The organism is Pseudomonas sp. GD03862 (genome assembly GCF_029840855.1).
GTDB classification, from domain to species: domain Bacteria; phylum Pseudomonadota; class Gammaproteobacteria; order Pseudomonadales; family Pseudomonadaceae; genus Aquipseudomonas; species Aquipseudomonas alloputida.
Genome location: NZ_JAOCDI010000015.1, coordinates 65,344 through 84,110, shown reverse-complemented (window position 1 = coordinate 84,110; position 18,767 = coordinate 65,344). Strand labels below are relative to the sequence as shown.

Here is an 18,767-nt window from a genome sequence, read left to right as displayed (position 1 = left end):
TATATAGAGCGGCTTGGAGCTTACTGCGGATCTGTAGTGCAATAATATTGGCTGGTATGGCGAGTTGCTGTGCTGTCGGTCTCGGTGGTTCAGATGCGTTTGGGGCTGGGAGCAGCATTTCCGTGTTGTACGAAAGAAATTTTGGAAAAGTTCATGCATTGTCTGAAGCGAAGTTTGCTTAGTGGCTGATATGGGCAGGCTGGCTCTAGGGAGGGGTGATGATTAGTTATAGGTATATCTTTCTCTTTGGGAAGGTGCTGTTCGGAAAGCTAATCGCGCTGTGTAGAAGATTTGGTTTGGTGCTGTGGGGTTTTAGCAAGTTGTTGTTGTTGCTAAGTGTGGTGTGGTTATTGGTCGCCATTGTTATTACTCCGACTTGGGCGCCGAAGAAGCTGAAGACCCCTAATCCAATGGTGTGTGGAAAGATCTCGGGTGTTGTTTATGAGCTCCCTAGGAAGTATGTGATCTATTGGCCTGAGTATGAGGGTAAGAGTTCTTGGGAGCCGGGATTTACAAATAACAAAAAAGGCTGTGGTGCAAACTTGGTGTCACTCTATATGGCAATGAGTTGGCCGGAGATGCAGCCCGTCTCTTACGGTGAGGCGACGTCTTTTAGTTTTGATGGAATATCGGTCGCAATTGAGCCTTGGCCGCATGGGGAAGCGGGGTTGAGAAAACAGCTCCAGCATTACCTTCGTGAAACACCTGCGCCTCTAGTTCAGGCTAGCAAGCTGAACGAAGATCTCGGTCTAAATTTTCTCGAGGGAGTTGATAGTGCATTTCCTAATCAGCGCAAGGGCTTTTTCTGGCTGGAGGCCAAGGGGCGCATGCAATATATCGGTTATTGCAACTGGGTCGAGCATAAGGCCAATTACTCGCGTTGCTATTTGGAGTTTTTGATGCCCGGAGACAGCGCAATTGTAAATGTGGAGTTTTTATGGGGGCGGCTAGGGGAGTGGCATAACATTGTTTTGACGGTGGGTGAGTTTTTCATGAATGCTGTAAAATATGGAGTCGATAAATGATTAGGATAGAGCTGTCCGATGTGGATGAGGCACGTCAGGCTTTGCGTGATAAGGGGCCGGATGCAATGTATGATGTCCTGGCAAAAAAAGGAGACAAATACGCTGTCCTTGCAAATGGCGTTGCGCGCGGGGACTCTTTGTCAGGTGTTGCGGCAATAAATTATATGAAGTCGGTAGCGGCAGGTGTCGGTCGTCCGATGCAAGAAATCGATGTGGATAAGGTGAGGGTTGAAATGGCAAATAAATATATGGAGGTGTTGCTAAAGAAGATTAGTAAAGGTCCTATTGTCGGTCAGGTAAGCCAAAAAGAGGTCGCGGCATTTCATAAGGAAACTTTCGAAAGCCTTGAATATCCTGAGAGGGCATGGACGTTGAGTCCGGTGTTTGATGTGATTGCTGTCGAAAATCGAGAGGACTACTGGCGGCATGTGCTTTCCTCAGCGGGGAATCTAACGGATGAATTTACACTTTCCTTTCACACTCACCGCATGATGGCAATGGCATCAGTAGTTTCTTCCGCCGAAAACCGTTTAATTGCTAAGGAGTGGATATCCAGGGTCGAGTCACCCACTGGTGTTCCTGACCTTATCAGTGCTGCCGCAGCTTCGCTTTTCAATTCCATCAATAATGCCTTTAAAGCCGCTAGTCACTTTGATAATGCAACTGATCAAACACTGCAGATCGAAATCACCCCCACAACCGAATCCCGCCGCGACCTCCAAGGCCAGGACGATATCCGCAATGACGTCTCCAACGGCTACGTCGATCGTCGCCTGACCCACAGTATCGCATTCACCGACAGCACCCTCGACAACACCGACTTCACCTCCGCTCAGTTGGGCAGTTTGGCCACCGGTGGTGTTCGCCCCGGCGAGCTCCAGATCGACCCCAACGTGCGACCCAATCAGCATCTGGCTCAGTTCTATCGTGATGGCAATGAACAACCGGATTTCAGCCTGCGCAATGCCGTAGTACTCAACGGGTTGGCAGCAATGACTACGGTGAACACGTTTGTCGACCCGCTCTTGCTCGACCTCAGCGGCAAGGGCGTTGGTCTGACGGGTATCGAGGAAGGCGTACTGTTCGATATCGATAACAGTGGTTCACTGCGCCGCACCGGCTGGGCAGACCGGCTGACCGGCATGCTGGTGCATGACAACGGTACCGGCCAGGTGAGCAACGTCAGCCAGCTGTTCTCCGAATACTACGGCGGCAAGGCAGGCAGCGACGGCAGCTCTGGTGAAACACCGTTCAAGGATGGCTTCGCCGCCCTGGCAAGTGTTGACGCCAACGCCGATGGCGTCATCAACGCTGAAGACGCCGTCTGGGCGCAATTGAAGGTGTGGGTCGATGGCAACCATGACGGGCTTGCCGATGCCGGTGAGCTGAGGGCATTGCAGGAGCATGGCATTAGCCAGATCAAGCTCGGCCAGGTCGAGCCGGTAGGAGAGGTGCGTCAGGGTAACGAGGTCATTTCCCGAGGCGCTTTCACTGTTAATGGTGAGGACCGGGAAGTACTGGCGGTGAGGTTTCTCGCCGATACCGTCGGTAATCGGATCGAGGCCCAGGAGGGTGGCACTCTACTGACTTCGTCAAGCGGGCCCACTTCCCGAAGGGCCTACATCAGCCAGAGTGCTCAAGGCAGCACGCTGGACGCCGCAGCGCTCGGCGTACAGACGCTGTACGGCAGCGCGGGCGATGATGTCTTGACCGCGGCCCCAGAGGGCAGTTGGCTGGTTGGTGGCGGTGGCAGCAACACCTATCACGGCGGGGCGGGCGACGATGTATTCGTGATCAGTGCCAGCGACGATTGGGCGAACATGCAGGGCAATGGTGGGCGCGACACGGCGCTGATCGTGGGGGAGCATGGCGTTGGGCTGAACATGGCCAAGGCCGGGCTGACCATTGCGCAAGGCGGGCGGGGTAAGGACATCATCGCCAGCGGCGGTCAACGCGGAGTTTTCATCAAGGGCGGCTCGGGCGACAGCTTGCTGATCGGTGGTGGCGGCAACGATGTGCTGGTTGGCGGTACGGGCCGTAACGACATCATTGGTGGTACCGGCAAGTCGGTGATCTATGCGGGCCCCAAGGGGGATCGCATCCGGGCCTCGGTGGGCGGAAGTATCATTTACGCCGGTGGTGGCGCTGATCGGATTACGGGCGGTGCTGCCGATGACGTGATCGAGGCCGGACGCGGCGATGCCACGATCGACGGAGGCGCAGGCACCAACCTGGTCAGTTTGCATGGTGCTCACGACGAGTACCTGATCACACGTACCGAATCGGGCCACCTGATCACCGACACCGTGGCGGGACGAGATGGCCGTCTGAACTTGAGCAACATCCAGAAACTCAGCTTCGCCGACATTGCTGCCATCGATCTTCTCGGCGGGGGCGCCATGCCAATCGGCGACAGGCTCTCGCCTGAGCAACTGGCTACATTCGCCACCACTGACACGGCGCTGATAGTCCCTGCAACGGCGCTGCTGGGCAATGACCAGCCACTTGGCAGCAGCGGGCCATTGCGCATCGCCTCAGTCAGCGCTGGCAAGGGTGCAACAGTGCGGCTGAATGAGCAGGGTGATGTGGAGGTCACGCCGTTGCCAGGCCATGACGGTGATGTCAGTTTCCGTTACGACTTGGTCGATGCTGCCGGCAACGCGTCCATGAGTGTGACCGAGGTGGGCAGTGCTGCATCAGCACCCTTGCGGGCAACGGTAACGTTGCGCCATGAACAATCCCCCGCTGACCCACTGTCGGGGCGGCAGTGGTATCTGGACGAGATCAATGTCGCGCCGGTATGGCGTGACTTCACGGGCAAGGGGGTGAGGATAGGGCAGTTCGAGCCGGGTGGGGAGTTTGCCGTGGCGCCGGAAATCTTCGACATCGGGCACCCCGATCTCAAGCCGAATATCGATCCCATCTGGCTGCAAACCCAACGCACCAATGGCACGCTGCCCGCTCTGGCGTCCAATCATGCCACTCAAGTGGCTGGGGTCATGGTTGGCGCGCGCAATGATCAAGGAGGGATCGGCATCGCATATGAGGCGAAGATCGGCGGGCACTACCTGGCCAACAAAGGCGATGACCTGACCAATTTGGGGCAAATGGTCAACTACGACATTGCCAACAACAGTTGGGGTTTCAAAACGGACTTCGGACTTACAAATGTTCCAGAAGGAAAAGTCGATACTGCTCTGGCGCTGGCATTCAGCACTACGCTTGCCGCCACCAACGGCCGTGGCGGGCTAGGCACCATCGTCGTCGCCTCTGGTGGCAACCAGCGCCATAAAGGCGGTAATGCACAGGGCTCGCTGACCAACAACAACCGCCACGCCATTGAAGTGGCGGCCATCAATGCAAAGGCAGACCTCTCGGTACTGCAAGCTGCCACGGCACCCTTTTCCAATCCAGGCTCCAGCTTGCTGGTCGCTGCACCGGGGAGCCATGTTTTATCCAGTGGCGTCAGCCTTGAAGCGGAGCGCGGTGCGTCGGTCGGCAGCGCCTACAGCACGACTCAGGGCACCAGCTTCGCCGCGCCGATCGTCTCAGGCGTGGTGGCGTTGATGTTGCAGGCCAACCCGGGGTTGGGTTACCGGGATGTTCAGCAGATCCTCGCACTGTCTGCGCGCAAAGTGGATGACGCATCAACCCAATGGGCTTACAACGCAGGGCGCAATTGGAATGGCGGTGGCATGCACGCCAGCCACGACTACGGCTTTGGCATGATCGACGCCCGCGCCGCGGTGCGCCTTGCCGAGTCCTGGGGGAGCCGGGCGACCAAGGCCAATGAACGGCTGCTGACAGCCAGCAGTGAACCAGTGGCTCAACAGGTTGCGGCGGGGCAGGTTGCGACTTTGTTTTTGACCCTGCCGGCTGATTTGCTGGTGGAGCATGTGGAGGTCGATGTCCACTCGATGGTCGGCCGCCTTGGCGACATGACGCTCACGCTGGTGTCGCCTGGCGGCACGCGCAGCGTACTGCTCGATCGCACAGGCAAGGCGCCGGGCTCTGGTGATGACGATCTGGGCGATTCGCGTTCAGGGGCGTTCAAATATGGGTTCATGTCGACCCATCATCGCGCAGAGCGCTCGGCTGGGGAGTGGAAGCTTGAGGTGCGTAATGCTGTTGCTGGCTTACCGTTAACGCTTGATCGCTGGACGCTGCGCCTCGTCGGCAGCCCCGGCACCACCGATGATGTCTATTACTTCACCGACGACTACGCGAACCTGGTGGCAGAAAACCCAGGGCGCGCGAAGCTTGACGATGCCATCAGCGGCACCGCTGGCGGGCGCAATACGTTGAACGCGGCTGCAGTAAGTCGCAGTATCTCGGTGGATCTGGCCAGCGGCAGCGCCAGTATTGCCGGTGCGGCGCTCACCATAACCCCTGGCTCGGTGCAAAACCTTATCAGTGGTGATGGCGACGATACCTTGATTGCCGGGCCCACCGGGGCATTACTGGATGGTGGCCGTGGGTACAATCTCCTCAAGGGGGGTGAGGGTACCGACCGCTTTGTCATCCACAAGCGTGCAGGCGGTAACGATGTACTCAAGCAGTTCGAGACTTCGCGTGAGGTGATCGACCTGGTCGGCTTTGGTGGTTCAGGGTTTGCTGACTTGCAGATGCAACAGGACGGCAATTCGACTGTGCTCGACCTTGGCAGTGGGCAGAAGCTGACGATTGCGGACACTACGATTGCTGAACTGCGGTCAGCGAACTTCCGTTTCCTTGACGCTTTCACCGCTGCACCAGGTTATTTCGAGGGCAGCCCTGAAGAGCAGACGACCCCGCCTGTCAGCGCAAATGTTCTGCTTACCGGTGGTGCAGGTGGCGTGTCGCTTGCCAGTGACGCATCCGGGCAGTTGGTGGCTTCGTTGGCAGGCACGATATATTCCCCGCCGACGGTTGCGCCCAGCGTGTTTCTGGTGACAAAACAAGAAGGTGTGAGCGATTACAAGAACACCCTTCGGGGGTTCCGACACGGTATCGACAAGATTGACCTGACCCAGGTAGGCATCAGTCGCTTCGAGGATCTGCACGTCAGCAAAGTCCAGCGCTTCAAACTCAATGACTTTGCGCAGATCCACGGTGTAGCCGTTGATACTCAGGCAGTGCCGGGGCAGGAAGGTATTGTGAAGATGCTGTACCTGGATGCGCTCGAAGTTGCGCAGGTGACAGCGGAGGACTTTATCTTTGCGCAGCCGGCAATGGTCACATCTGAAGCGGTTGCCGTGCCAGAGGTTTCAGCCCTTTCCGCAGGGGCGTCGCTGGTTGCTGTCGAGCACTCGCTACCGAGCCTGGGGAATCTTGTTGACGCAATGGCTGCGTTCGCCCCTGAACCTGCGGGGCCTGTGCTTATCGGTGATATGTCGGCTCAACGCATCGACTCGACGATTGCCGTAGCCGCCTAGGCGTTGTCGTTCAGGGCTGGAGTGATATTGGAGGTCTATCGCCAGCAAGCCAGCTCTCACAGGTGCATCATGCCTTCAGGCCTGGCACCGTGTGGGAGCGGGCAAGCCCGCGAAGAGTCCAGCACCTATCTCAAGGCCTGCGCTCGAAGTTCTTGGCCGCTGCTGCCGCCAAGTCCGGCGGCAGGAAGTCCTTGTCCGGGTTGTAGTCAGGTTTCAGGTAGCGCTTCAGGTCCTGCAGGTCTTGCGGGCTCAGGGTGCCGGCTGCCTGCTTCAGGCTCAGGTTGTCGAGGATGTAGTCGTAGCGGCTATTGTTGTAGTCGCGTACCGAGGTGTACAGCTGGCGCTGGGCATCAAGCACGTCGACGATGTTGCGGGTACCGACCTGGTAGCCGATTTCGGTGGCTTCCAGCGCGCTCTGGTTGGAAATGATCGACTGCTTGCGCGCCTGCACCTGTTCCACATCGGTGTTCACTGCGCGGTGCAGGTTGCGGGTGTTTTCCACGACCTGGCGGCGCAGGCTTTCACGCTGTTGCTCGCTCTGGCTCAGGCGCTGGTAAGCCTCGCGTACCTGCGAGCTGGTCAGGCCGCCGCTGTAGATCGGGATATTCAGTTGCAGACCAACGCTGGTCTGCTCGACATCGCCGCTGTAGCGCACCCCCAGTTGCGATGGGTTGGTGAAGCCAAGGCTGTCGTTGTCACCCTTCTGGTACTTGGCCACTGCGTCCAGGGTCGGTGCATGCCCGGCCTTGCGCTGACGCAGGGTCTCTTCTGCGGCAGAAACCGCGTAGTTGGTGGCCAGCAGGTTGAGGTTCTGGCGCCCGGCGGTTTCGACCCAGGCTTTGGCATCGTTGGGCGTTGGCACTTGTACCGGCAGGCTATGCACCACGCCCTGGATAGAGGTGTACTCACGGTTGGTCAGGGTCACCAGGGCCTCGAAGGCATCCTGCACCTGGCGTTCGGCAATGATCCGGTTGGCCCGTGCAGTGTCATAACTGGCTTGGGATTGCAGCACGTCGGTCTTGTCCGAAAGGCCCACGTCGAAACGCTCGTTGGACTGATCCAGCTGGCGCTTGAAGGCGGCTTCTTCTGCCTTGGTGGCGGCCAGGTTGTCCTGGGCGCGGAGGACGGCGAAGTAGTTTTGCGCGGTTTGCAGGATCAGGTTTTGCTCGGTCGCCGACAGCTCCAGGGCTGCCTGTTCGTTGACGGCTTCGGCGGCTTGCAACTGGAACCAGCGATCAGCGCGGAAGATCGGCTGAGCCAGGGTCGCGCTCCAGGCGTTGCCGCTGCGATTGGACGTCATGGACGGCTCGTCCAGCTTGGTGCGGGTGTTCATCATCTCTGCACCGGCCGACAGGTTTGGCAGCAACCCGGCGCGGGCCTGCGGCACCACTTCGCGGCGCGCCCCGTAATCGGCGCGTGCGGCAGCCAGGTCGGCGTTGTTGTCCACTGCTTCCTGGTAGACGCTGACCAGATCGGTTTTGACTGTCGAGGGCACGTCCGCTGCCCAGACCACTCCGTTGGACGCACAAGACACGGCTATCGCCAGTGAGAGTTTGCGCAGCATAGAGGCAATCCTTGTACGAAATTTAATTACTGAACTGTTGAGTATCGAGCGATGGGCCAGTGTAGTGCCATGCGCACCCGGCAACAATCGCTCGGTGTGCCTTTCATCATCCGCGCATTTACCTGCTTGGCTTTGCTGACCACTCCAGTCTAGACTGCGCATGTTCTTGTCGGGGTGCCTTGAAGCAAAGGCTGAGATCGCAGAGGTGCGGATCCCGTTGAACCTGATCAGGTTAGCGCCTGCGTAGGGAACAAGATTGCTCGCCTTCCCGGGGAGCCTCTTGTGCCAGGTCCGGGATTGTCACAGCTGCATACAGCTTCAGGCACCCCCCATGTCCGGCACTGCACCCAAAGAGGGTGCGTCCGCGCGTTTCAGGTTCACCCCGACATTCCACTGCTAGGAAGCCGTCAGGAGAGCCTGTGATGACCAAACAAGAAAAAGCGATCAACCTCAGCGAATCGGCACAAGTCGATCAGCAGTCCGTGCAACCCTTCCCGCGTTCGCGCAAGGTGTATGTCGAAGGCTCGCGCCCGGACATCCGCGTCCCCATGCGTGAAATCAGCCTGGATGACACCCCGACCGATTTCGGCGGCGAGTCCAACGCCCCGGTGCTGGTGTATGACACGTCTGGCCCGTACACCGACCCCGACGTGATCATCGACGTGCGCAAAGGCCTGGCCGATGTGCGTTCGGCGTGGATCGAAGCCCGCGGTGACACCGAGCGCCTGGAAGGCCTGAGCTCCGACTTCGGTCAGCAGCGCCTGAACGATGCAGAGCTGGCCAAGCTGCGTTTTGCCCATGTGCGCAACCCGCGCCGGGCCAAGGCCGGCGCCAACGTCTCGCAGATGCACTATGCCCGTCAGGGCATCATCACCGCCGAAATGGAATACGTGGCCATCCGCGAAAACATGAAGCTGCAGGAGGCCCGCGCCGCCGGCCTGCTGAATGAGCAACATGCCGGCCACAGCTTCGGTGCCAACATCCCGAAAGAAATTACCCCTGAATTCGTCCGCCAGGAAATCGCCCGTGGCCGCGCGATCATTCCGGCCAACATCAACCACCCGGAAGTAGAGCCGATGATCATCGGCCGCAACTTCCTGGTGAAGATCAACGGCAACATCGGCAACAGCGCCCTGGGTTCCTCGATCGAGGAAGAGGTGGCCAAGCTGACCTGGGGCATCCGCTGGGGCTCGGACACGGTCATGGACCTGTCCACCGGCAAGCACATCCACGAAACCCGCGAGTGGATCATTCGCAACTCGCCGGTGCCGATCGGTACCGTGCCGATCTACCAGGCCCTGGAAAAGGTCAACGGCGTGGCAGAGGACCTGACCTGGGAACTGTTCCGCGACACCCTGATCGAGCAGGCCGAACAGGGCGTGGACTACTTCACCATTCACGCCGGTGTGTTGCTGCGCTATGTGCCCCTGACCGCCAAGCGGGTCACCGGCATCGTCAGCCGCGGTGGCTCGATCATGGCCAAGTGGTGCCTGGCGCACCACAAGGAAAACTTCCTGTACACCCACTTCGACGAAATCTGCGAAATCATGAAGGCCTACGACGTCAGCTTCTCGCTGGGCGACGGCCTGCGCCCTGGCTCGATTGCCGACGCCAACGACGCGGCGCAATTCGGTGAGCTGGAAACCCTCGGCGAGCTGACCAAGATTGCCTGGAAGCACGACGTGCAATGCATGATCGAAGGCCCCGGCCACGTGCCGATGCAATTGATCAAAGAGAACATGGACAAGCAGCTGGAGTGCTGCGACGAGGCGCCGTTCTACACCCTCGGCCCACTGACCACCGATATCGCGCCGGGTTACGACCACATCACCTCGGGCATTGGTGCGGCGATGATCGGCTGGTTCGGTTGCGCCATGCTCTGCTACGTAACGCCGAAGGAGCACCTGGGCCTGCCGAACAAGGACGACGTCAAGACCGGCATCATCACCTACAAGATCGCCGCGCATGCCGCCGACCTTGCCAAGGGCCACCCGGGTGCACAGATCCGCGACAACGCCTTGTCCAAGGCGCGTTTCGAGTTCCGTTGGGAAGACCAGTTCAACCTGGGCCTCGACCCGGACACCGCCCGTGCTTTCCATGACGAGACTCTGCCGAAGGAATCGGCCAAGGTCGCGCACTTCTGCTCGATGTGCGGGCCGAAGTTCTGCTCGATGAAGATCACCCAGGAAGTGCGTGAGTACGCTGCCAAGATCGAGGCCGTGGATGTGACGGTCGAGCAAGGCATGCGTGAGCAGGCCGAGCGGTTCCGCCAGGAAGGCAGCCAGCTGTACCACAAAGTCTAAACCGCAGCACCTTACCCTGTGGGAGCGGGCTTGCCCGCGAAGCAAGCACTGCGGTGCATGGCACCGGCTTTGCCGGTGTTCGCGGGCAAGCCCGCTCCCACAGGGTGGTGCATGCCACTCACCATCATTCCTGCGGACATGACAATGACATCACCCAGCCAGTTCTCTCCCGACCATCCAATCCCCATCCAGCAGCGCATCTTCGGTGCTCGCGACCTGTTTTCACTGTGGTTTTCCCTCGGCATCGGCCTGATGGTGCTGCAGGTCGGTGCCATGCTGGCGCCAGGCCTGGGCCTTGCTGGCGCAGTGTTGGCCATCGCCCTGGGCACCGGTGTCGGTGTGCTGTTGCTGGGCGCCGCCGGGGTTATCGGCAGCGACACCGGCCTGTCTGCCATGGGCACCCTGAAACTTAGCCTGGGCAGCCATGGCGCGCGCTTGCCGGCGCTGCTCAACTTGCTGCAACTGGTGGGTTGGGGCGCCTTCGAGATCATCGTCATGCGCGATGCCGCCAGCTTGCTGGGGGCGCGGGCGTTCGGTGAGGAGAGTGCCTGGAACAGCCCCATGCTCTGGACCCTGTGTTTTGGTGCCCTGGCCACCCTGTTGGCCGTCAGCGGGCCACTGGCCTTCGTGCGCAAGGTGTTGCGCGCCTGGGGTATCTGGTTGTTGCTGGGCGCTTGCCTGTGGCTGACCTGGAACCTGTTCGCCAAGGCCGACCTGGCCGAACTGTGGAACCGTGCCGGGGATGGTTCGATGTCGCTGGCGGTTGGCTTCGATATCGTCATCGCCATGCCGCTGTCCTGGCTGCCGCTGATCGCTGACTACTCGCGCTTTGCCCGCAATGGCAAGCATGTGTTCGGCGGCACGGTCGTTGGCTACTTCATTGGCAACACCTGGCTGATGAGCCTGGGCGTGGCCTACACGCTGGCGTTCGCCGCCAGTGGCGAAGTCAATGCGCTGTTGCTGGCCCTGGCGGGCGCCGGTATGGGGATCCCGCTGCTGCTAATTCTGCTGGACGAGTCGGAAAAGGCCTTCGCCGACATCCACTCGGCGGCGGTTTCCACCGGTGTGCTTATACCGCTGAAGGTCGAGCACCTGGCGTTGGCCATCGGCGTGTTGTGCACCCTGATCGCCCTGTTGGCGCCACTGGCACAGTACGAAAACTTCCTGTTGCTGATCGGTTCGGTGTTCGCGCCGCTGTTCGGCGTGGTGCTGATGGACCACTACGTGGTCCGTCGACGCCGTCTGCCAGCGCAGGTCAATGGCTTGCACTGGCAGGCGTTGGTGGCCTGGTTTGCCGGGGCGGTGGCCTATCACCTGATTGCCGCCAAGGCGCCGGAACTGGGCGCTACCCTGCCCGCATTGCTGATGGCAGGTGTGCTGCATGGGCTGCTAAGCCTCAGCCGCGGCCGGGAAACAGTTCAGGCTTGAGTACGCCATTCAGGCGCGGGTAGGGGATCTTCAGTTCCACGTGGCCCATGGAATAGGGCGCGATGGCATAGACCTCGTACTTGACCACTACCGCGCCGTACGTCAGGGCGACGTGCGGCGATTTCTTGAACGGCCAGGTCTTGACGAACTCGGCATCCTTGTCCATTCCCACACTCATCAGCCAGGCACGGTGCGATTCTTCGACGGTTTTCCAGAAGGTGTCTTCCTGGCCGGGCACCAGCATGTCCTGCAGGGTCAGCACCTTGTCCAGCTTGCGTGAATAGTTGATGAAGCCGCGCCCGGGCATGCCGTGGGCGCCACCGCTGTCCAGGTAGCTGGACAACTCGATGATCACCAGCCCGTCATGCTGCTCGCGTACCTTGGCTTGCAAGTAGCTGCTGTTACGTTTGTCGGCACTGGCCAGATATTGCTGTTCGTAGGCCTGCAGGGTGGCTGGTGCGGTGCCATGCTGATTGTCTTCGGTCAGTTGCAGCAGGCGTTTTTCGACGATGCCGTCGAGCTTGGGCAGGGCCGGGAAGTGGATCATGTCGATGTTCACCAGCGGGCAGTCGCTCTCGCTGCAGCCGGGTTTGACATGCTCCCAGGCGTCGCGCTTGACCTCGAGCGGGGCCCGGTAGTTGGGCGTGAACAGGCTCTGGCAGGCGCACAGCGCGAGCGCCAGCACGGCCACGGAAGTCAGTTTGACAAGTGTCATGATGATCCTTGCAGAACAGGGAAAAGTCGGCCTTTGACCGTCTGCGCGGCCTTCAGTTCGCCACTAAGCTAACAGAGTGAAGGGCTGCTGTCCCGAGTGCGCCAGCGGTTGCTGGAAAGGGGTGAAACCAACAGGCGTGCGGAGTAGGATGGCGCGAAGCAGTATTCGAGGTAATGAGGATTTCCATGTCAGACGCGTTGAACGCCGTGCCCAAGGGCTTCGAAATCATCGAGCGGGCCAATTGCTTCCAGGGCTTTTACAAGCTCGACAAGTTACGCCTGCGCCACGAGCTATTTGCCGGGGGCATGGGGCGCGAGATCAGTCGCGAACTGTTTGTGCGCCACGATGCGGTATGCGTGCTGCCGTACGACCCTGCGCGCGATGAAGTGGTGCTGATCGAACAGTTTCGCGTGGGCGCCCTGGACAAGGTCGCCAACCCTTGGCTGATCGAGATGGTTGCCGGGCTGATCGACAAAGACGAGCAGCCCGAGGAAGTCGCCCATCGCGAGGCTGAAGAAGAAGCCGGCCTGACCTTCAGCGCCCTGTGGCCGATGACCCGCTACTTCCCGTCGCCTGGCGGCAGTGACGAATACGTTCATCTGTTCCTCGGCCGTTGCAGCAGCGAGGGCGCGGGAGGGCTGCATGGCCTGGAGGAAGAGGGCGAAGACATTCGCGTACGCGTGTGGGCGTTCGAGGATGCCCTGCAGGCAGTGCGCGACGGGCGCATCTGCAATGCGGCCACCATCATTGGCCTGCAATGGCTGGCGCTGAACCGTGACGAAGTAAGAGGTATGTGGAAGTGAACCTGCTGCGCGAGCGCTATCGAGTTGACCTGGTCGGGCTGCAGGCAGCCTGCGAGGCCAACTATGCCCGGCTGATGCGCTTGTTGCCCGACATGCGCACCACCCAGAGCTCGCGCCGCATCGGCATGACCCAGGGTGACCAGATGCTTGGCGTGCTGGTGCTCGACGTGGTGCTGGCCTGCCCGTATACCACCACCCTGCATGTGCGGCAGGAACACAGCCTGCCGTGGTTGCCAGTGCCACACCTGGAAGTGCAGGTGTATCACGATGCGCGCATGGCCGAAGTGGTCAGCGCCGAACACACCCGGCGCCTGCGCAGCATCTACCCGTATCCGAACGATGCCATGCACCAGCCGGACGAAAAGGCCCAGCTCAACCTGTTCCTGGGTGAATGGCTCAGCCACTGCCTGGCCTGCGGCCACGAACTGGCAAGTGTTCGCTGAATTGTGACGTGAGTCGGTTGCGGGTGTTTGCTCGTCACCGTCGCACAGCCATAATTCCCGCTGAATCCATTCGAGGAGATGGCCGTTGTCGCCGCCAGATCAATCCCGCCCCGTGCATGTGGTGCAACTGACCGATGCCCACCTGTTCGCCGACCCGGCTGGCAGCATGCTGGGCCTCAAGACCCGAGACAGCCTGCGCCACGTGGTGGCCCAGGTGCGGCGCGAGCAGCCGCTTGTCGACTTGCTGCTGTGCACGGGCGACCTGTCCCAGGATGCCAGCGTGGCATCCTATGAAGCGTTTCGGGAGCTGACCGCACCGTTTGCCGTACCCACTCGCTGGCTGCCGGGTAACCATGACGAAGCTCAGGTGATGGCGCAGGTGGCGCCGGAACTGGTGCAGGCGGTGACCGATATCGGCGCGTGGCGGGTGGTCATGCTCAACACCGCCGTGCAGGGTGCTACCCACGGGTTTCTGCAAGATGACCAGCTGGCCGTACTGGAAGCCGCCTTGAAAGAGGCCGGCGAGCGGCATTGCCTGGTGTGCTTCCACCATCAGCCAGTGGACATCGGCTGCGCCTGGATCGCGCCGATCGGCTTGCGCAATGCCCAGGCGCTGTTCGATATCGTTGAAGGATATCCACAGGTGCGGGCTTTGTTATGGGGGCATGTGCATCAGGAATGGGATGAGGTCCGAGAGGGGCGGCGCCTGCTGGCCACGCCGTCGACCTGCATTCAGTTCGCGGCGCGCAGCGAAGACTTCCAGGTGAGCGAAGAGCATCCGGGGTACCGCTGGTTGCGCCTGCATGCCGACGGGCGGCTGGAGACCGGGGTGGAGCGGGCGCTGGATTTCGAGGTGCAGCTCGACTTCGACAGCCCAGGGTATTGAGCAGGCCACGTCAGCCTGCCGGAAATGTATTGCGAAATCCGTGGCACTGCGTCAAAACCCGGCGAACGCGCTACACTGCGCGTCCCTGCGCCCGCATTACCAGGCGCGAAGCCACAGATTCCGGGGGCAGCATGTCGGGTTCCATCCTCTATATCCATGGCTTCAACAGCTCGCCGCTTTCGACCAAGGCGCGTCAGCTGGAGGCAGTCATGCAGCAGCTCGGCCTGGCCGACCAGCTGCGAGTGCCGGCCCTGCACCACCACCCACGGCAAGCCATGGTCCAGCTCGAAGCGGCCATCGCCGAACTGGGGGCGCCACTGCTGGTTGGCAGTTCGCTCGGCGGCTACTATGCCACCCATCTAGCCGAGCGCCATGGCCTCAAGGCCCTGCTGGTCAACCCGGCGGTAACCCCGCACAAGCATTTCGACGGTTACCTGGGCACCCAGCGCAATCATTACAGCGGTGAAACCTGGGAGCTGACCCACGATCACGTGCAGGCCCTGGCCGAGCTGGAAGTCGCGGCCCCGGCCGATGCCGACCGCTATCAAGTGTGGCTGCAGACCGCCGATGAAACCCTGGACTATCGACACGCCGAGCGCTATTACCGTGCTTGTGCCCTGCGTATCCAGGCCGGTGGCGACCACAGCTTCCAGGGCTTCGCCGAGCGCCTGCCGGCGCTGCTGGCCTTCGCTGGCATTGCCCGTGGGCAGTATGCGGCGCTCGATTTTTCTGTATTTTGACTTTTTTGCATTCACCAGACTGACGACGAGACCCTATGGCCAATCCCAGCGCTAGCGCCTATAACGCAGACGCCATCGAAGTCCTCTCGGGCCTTGATCCGGTCCGCAAGCGGCCGGGCATGTACACCGATACCAGCCGCCCCAACCACCTGGCCCAGGAAGTCATCGACAACAGTGTCGACGAAGCACTGGCCGGCCACGCGCGTTCGGTGCAGGTCATCCTGCATGCCGACCATTCGCTGGAAGTCAGCGACGACGGCCGCGGCATGCCGGTGGACATCCATCCGGAAGAGGGCGTGTCCGGGGTCGAGCTGATCCTCACCAAGCTGCACGCCGGCGGCAAGTTCTCCAACAAGAACTATCAGTTTTCCGGCGGCCTGCACGGGGTGGGTATCTCGGTGGTCAACGCCCTGTCGACGCAGGTGCGTGTGCGCGTCAAGCGTGACGGCAATGAATACCAGATGACCTTTGCCGATGGCTTCAAGGCCAGCGAGCTGGAAGTGGTCGGCTCGGTCGGCAAGCGCAACACCGGCACCAGCGTGTACTTCAGCCCCGACCCGAAGTACTTCGACTCGCCCAAGTTTTCCATCAGCCGCCTCAAGCACGTGCTCAAGGCCAAGGCGGTACTGTGCCCGGGGCTGCTGGTCAGCTTCGAGGACAAGGCCAGCGGCGAAAAGGTGGAATGGCACTACGAGGATGGCCTGCGCTCCTACCTGGTCGACTCGGTCAACGAATTCCAGCGCCTGCCCGACGAGCCGTTCTGTGGCAGCCTGGCGGGTAACAAGGAAGCGGTTGACTGGGCTTTGCTGTGGCTGCCCGAAGGCGGCGACAGCATTCAGGAAAGCTACGTCAACCTGATCCCCACCGCCCAGGGCGGCACCCACGTCAACGGCCTGCGCCAAGGCCTGCTGGATGCCATGCGTGAGTTCTGCGAGTTCCGCAACTTGCTGCCGCGCGGGGTGAAGCTGGCACCGGAAGACGTTTGGGAGCGCATCACCTTCGTACTGTCGATGAAGATGCAGGACCCGCAGTTCTCCGGGCAGACCAAAGAGCGCCTGTCATCACGCGAGGCGGCCGCGTTCGTCTCCGGTGTGGTCAAGGATGCTTTCAGCCTGTGGCTCAACGCCCACCCCGAGCTGGGCATGCAACTGGCAGAACTGGCCATCAGCAACGCCGGGCGCCGCCTCAAGGCCAGCAAGAAGGTCGAGCGCAAGCGCATCACCCAGGGCCCGGCATTGCCCGGCAAGCTGGCCGATTGTGCAGGCCAGGACCCGATGCGTGCCGAGTTGTTCCTCGTCGAGGGTGACTCGGCCGGTGGTTCGGCCAAGCAGGCGCGGGACAAGGAATTCCAGGCCATCCTGCCGCTGCGCGGCAAGATCCTCAACACTTGGGAAGTGGACGGTGGCGAAGTCCTGGCCAGCCAGGAAGTGCACAACATTGCCGTGGCCATTGGCGTCGATCCGGGTGCAACCGACCTTGCACAGCTGCGCTATGGCAAGATCTGCATCCTCGCCGACGCTGACTCCGATGGTCTGCACATCGCCACATTGCTGTGTGCGCTGTTCGTTCAACACTTCCGGACACTGGTCGAGGCTGGGCATGTTTACGTGGCCATGCCGCCCCTGTACCGCATCGACCTGGGCAAGGAAATCTACTACGCGCTCGATGAAGCCGAGCGTGACGGCATCCTCGACCGCCTGGTGGCCGAGAAGAAGCGCGGCAAGCCGCAGGTAACACGCTTCAAGGGCCTGGGCGAGATGAACCCGCCGCAGTTGCGCGAAACCACCATGGACCCGAACACCCGGCGCCTGGTGCAGCTGACCCTGGACGACGTAGAGGCCACCTGCGAGCTGATGGACAAGCTGCTGGCCAAAAAGCGCGCCGGTGACCGCAAGAGTTGGCTGGAAACCAAGGGCAACCTGGCCGAGGTCATGGTTTGATTCGGCAAGTACTTGCCGTTTGCCTGGCGCTGGTTGCCCTGCCTTGTCTGGCGGGCAACTGGCCAGAGCTGAAGATGACAGCCGAGCACCCGATCGACGGTATGCGCGGTGGCAACCTGTCGGGGCTGGTGGAATGCCGGGGTGGGTTGTGGGGCGTGTCCGACCGTGACGACGACCGTATCTACCGCTTCGATCAGCAGAACCCCACCTGGCGCGCGCAGCCGCTTACCTTCACCCCGCCAGCTGTCCCGGAAAGCGGCCTGCCATGGGGGTTGAAGTCGCGCAACTGGGCGGCATCGTACATTCGCGGTGGCGAGCTGGATTTCGAAGGTATCACCTGTGATCAGGCGGGTAACCTCTATCTGGTCAGCGAGGCGCATGCCGCGGTGCTGCAATTGCCGCTGGAAGGCGAGCCGGACTGGTTGAGGATCGACTCGGCCATGGTGCGCCAGGCCCGGGCAAGCGGCATGCTGCTGAACTTCAATGCCCTGTTCGAAGGTTTGGCGATCAACCCGGCGGGTGACCGCCTGTGGCTGGCTGCCGAGCGTGAGCGCCGTGGCCTGGTGGCCATCGAGCGCCAGCAGTCGGTCTGGACCTGCGGGCGTGGTTGCGTGCTGCTGAGCGAGGCGGGGGTCGAAATGCAACCCGCGCAGATGCCCAATGCCAGGGCCCTGTCGCGCGACTTCGCTGACCTGGCCTGGTTCGAGGGCAAGCTGTTTACCCTCGAACGTAACGCCTACCGGGTGTGCCGACGTGATGTCGACAGTGGCAAGGTCGAGCGTTGCTGGTCGTTCGCTGCTGATGCGCTGGTCGAGTCACGGCGCTACGCGCAGCCGTTTGGCCTGGCCGAAGCACTGGTGATCGATGCCAAGGGCGCCTGGATTGGCCTGGACAACAACAACGGCGCCCGTGCCGATGGTGAAACCCGCCCGGTCGTCTGGCGCTTCGACGCACCTGAAGGCGGCTGGAGCGCCAAACCATGAGCCAGGCGCCGGGCAAGCGCGCGGGCAAGTTACTGATGATCGTCGCCTGGGCGGCGGCGCTGTTTCTTGCCACGCGCTTTTTCGGCCAGTGGGAAGACAGCCAGCGTAACCCCAACCGCCAGGTGCAATCCGAGCATGGTCAAGGCTTTATCGAAGTTCGCCTGCTGAGTAATGGCCAGGGCCACTTCGTGGTGGATGGTGCCATCAACGGCCAGGTGGTGCATTTCATGCTCGACACCGGCGCCACCGACGTGGCGATCCCGGAGGCGTTGGTTCATGAACTGAGCCTGGAGCGCGGTAGCCCGGTGCTACTGAGCACCGCCAACGGCCGCACCGAAGGCTACCGCACGCGCCTGACCAGCCTGCAACTGGGCGATATCCGCCTGCAGAACGTACGCGCCATCGTGGTGCCGGGCCTTGATGGGTCCACCGTACTGCTGGGCATGAGTGCCCTGCAACAACTTGAATTTACCCAGCGCGGTGGCACCATGCTGCTGCGCCAGAACCTGAAATAATGACGAGG

The 18,767-nt window shown here is 61.0% G+C and carries 13 protein-coding genes and 1 riboswitch; of the genes, 11 read left to right on the top strand and 2 right to left on the bottom strand.

All coding sequences use genetic code 11. The annotated features are described in order from the left end of the window. Nucleotides 1-218: 218 nt before the first annotated feature. Nucleotides 219-1,025 carry a hypothetical protein gene (locus tag N5D53_RS12465; protein ID WP_279840379.1) on the top strand — a complete coding sequence of 269 codons (807 nt, stop codon included), beginning with the start codon at nt 219-221 and terminating at the stop codon, nt 1,023-1,025. Next, complete coding sequence (locus N5D53_RS12460; RefSeq protein ID WP_279840377.1) at nt 1,022-6,439, top strand: S8 family serine peptidase; 5,418 nt, start codon at nt 1,022-1,024, stop codon at nt 6,437-6,439. The genes N5D53_RS12465 and N5D53_RS12460 overlap by 4 nt, the downstream gene beginning before the upstream one ends. A 130-nt stretch (nt 6,440-6,569) precedes the next feature. Here N5D53_RS12460 and N5D53_RS12455 read toward each other — a convergent pair whose 3' ends face one another. Further along, complete coding sequence (locus tag N5D53_RS12455; protein ID WP_003249472.1) at nt 6,570-8,003, bottom strand: TolC family outer membrane protein; 1,434 nt, start codon at nt 8,001-8,003, stop codon at nt 6,570-6,572. A 160-nt stretch (nt 8,004-8,163) separates the two neighbouring features. After that, nucleotides 8,164-8,270, top strand: a riboswitch (TPP riboswitch). Between the two features lie 155 nt (nt 8,271-8,425). On the opposite strand from N5D53_RS12455, the gene thiC reads away from it, so the two are divergent. Together thiC and cytX are read left to right on the top strand one after the other, a co-directional pair. Beyond that, on the top strand, nt 8,426-10,306 hold the full coding sequence (gene thiC, locus N5D53_RS12450) for a phosphomethylpyrimidine synthase ThiC (protein WP_003249473.1): 1,881 nt from the start codon (nt 8,426-8,428) through the stop codon (nt 10,304-10,306). A 144-nt stretch (nt 10,307-10,450) separates the two neighbouring features. Next, nucleotides 10,451-11,734, top strand: a complete 1,284-nt coding sequence (gene cytX, locus N5D53_RS12445) for a putative hydroxymethylpyrimidine transporter CytX (RefSeq protein ID WP_279840376.1) — start codon at nt 10,451-10,453, stop codon at nt 11,732-11,734. On the opposite strand, the gene N5D53_RS12440 is transcribed toward cytX, so the two are convergent. Beyond that, the gene (locus N5D53_RS12440; RefSeq protein WP_104962655.1) at nt 11,703-12,449 is read right to left on the bottom strand and encodes an RsiV family protein; all 747 of its coding nucleotides are present in this window, start codon (nt 12,447-12,449) and stop codon (nt 11,703-11,705) included. The genes cytX and N5D53_RS12440 overlap by 32 nt on opposite strands. Nucleotides 12,450-12,634: 185 nt before the next feature. On the opposite strand from N5D53_RS12440, the gene N5D53_RS12435 reads away from it, so the two are divergent. The 7 genes from N5D53_RS12435 to N5D53_RS12405 all read left to right on the top strand — a co-directional run bounded on the left by N5D53_RS12435 (nt 12,635) and on the right by N5D53_RS12405 (nt 18,759). Further along, entirely contained in the window at nt 12,635-13,252 is a 618-nt protein-coding gene (locus N5D53_RS12435; RefSeq protein ID WP_003249478.1) for an NUDIX domain-containing protein, read from the top strand. After that, nucleotides 13,243-13,695 (top strand): DUF1249 domain-containing protein, encoded by a 453-nt coding sequence (locus N5D53_RS12430; protein WP_003249480.1) that lies wholly within the window; start codon nt 13,243-13,245, stop codon nt 13,693-13,695. Before N5D53_RS12435 ends, N5D53_RS12430 begins: the two co-directional genes overlap by 10 nt. 85 nt (nt 13,696-13,780) lie before the next feature. Further along, nucleotides 13,781-14,581, top strand: a complete 801-nt coding sequence (cpdA, locus tag N5D53_RS12425) for a 3',5'-cyclic-AMP phosphodiesterase (protein WP_014859643.1) — start codon at nt 13,781-13,783, stop codon at nt 14,579-14,581. A gap of 131 nt (nt 14,582-14,712) precedes the next feature. Further along, nucleotides 14,713-15,321: a YqiA/YcfP family alpha/beta fold hydrolase gene (locus N5D53_RS12420; RefSeq protein WP_003249484.1), complete on the top strand. Its 609-nt coding sequence runs from the start codon at nt 14,713-14,715 to the stop codon at nt 15,319-15,321. Nucleotides 15,322-15,356: 35 nt separating this feature from the next. After that, the gene (gene parE / locus N5D53_RS12415) at nt 15,357-17,261 is read left to right on the top strand and encodes a DNA topoisomerase IV subunit B (RefSeq protein ID WP_010955497.1); all 1,905 of its coding nucleotides are present in this window, start codon (nt 15,357-15,359) and stop codon (nt 17,259-17,261) included. Further along, the gene (locus tag N5D53_RS12410; protein WP_104962653.1) at nt 17,258-18,244 is read left to right on the top strand and encodes an esterase-like activity of phytase family protein; all 987 of its coding nucleotides are present in this window, start codon (nt 17,258-17,260) and stop codon (nt 18,242-18,244) included. The genes parE and N5D53_RS12410 overlap by 4 nt, the downstream gene beginning before the upstream one ends. Beyond that, nucleotides 18,241-18,759 carry a TIGR02281 family clan AA aspartic protease gene (locus N5D53_RS12405; RefSeq protein WP_279840375.1) on the top strand — a complete coding sequence of 173 codons (519 nt, stop codon included), beginning with the start codon at nt 18,241-18,243 and terminating at the stop codon, nt 18,757-18,759. Before N5D53_RS12410 ends, N5D53_RS12405 begins: the two co-directional genes overlap by 4 nt. The last annotated feature ends 8 nt before the right edge of the window (nt 18,760-18,767 follow it).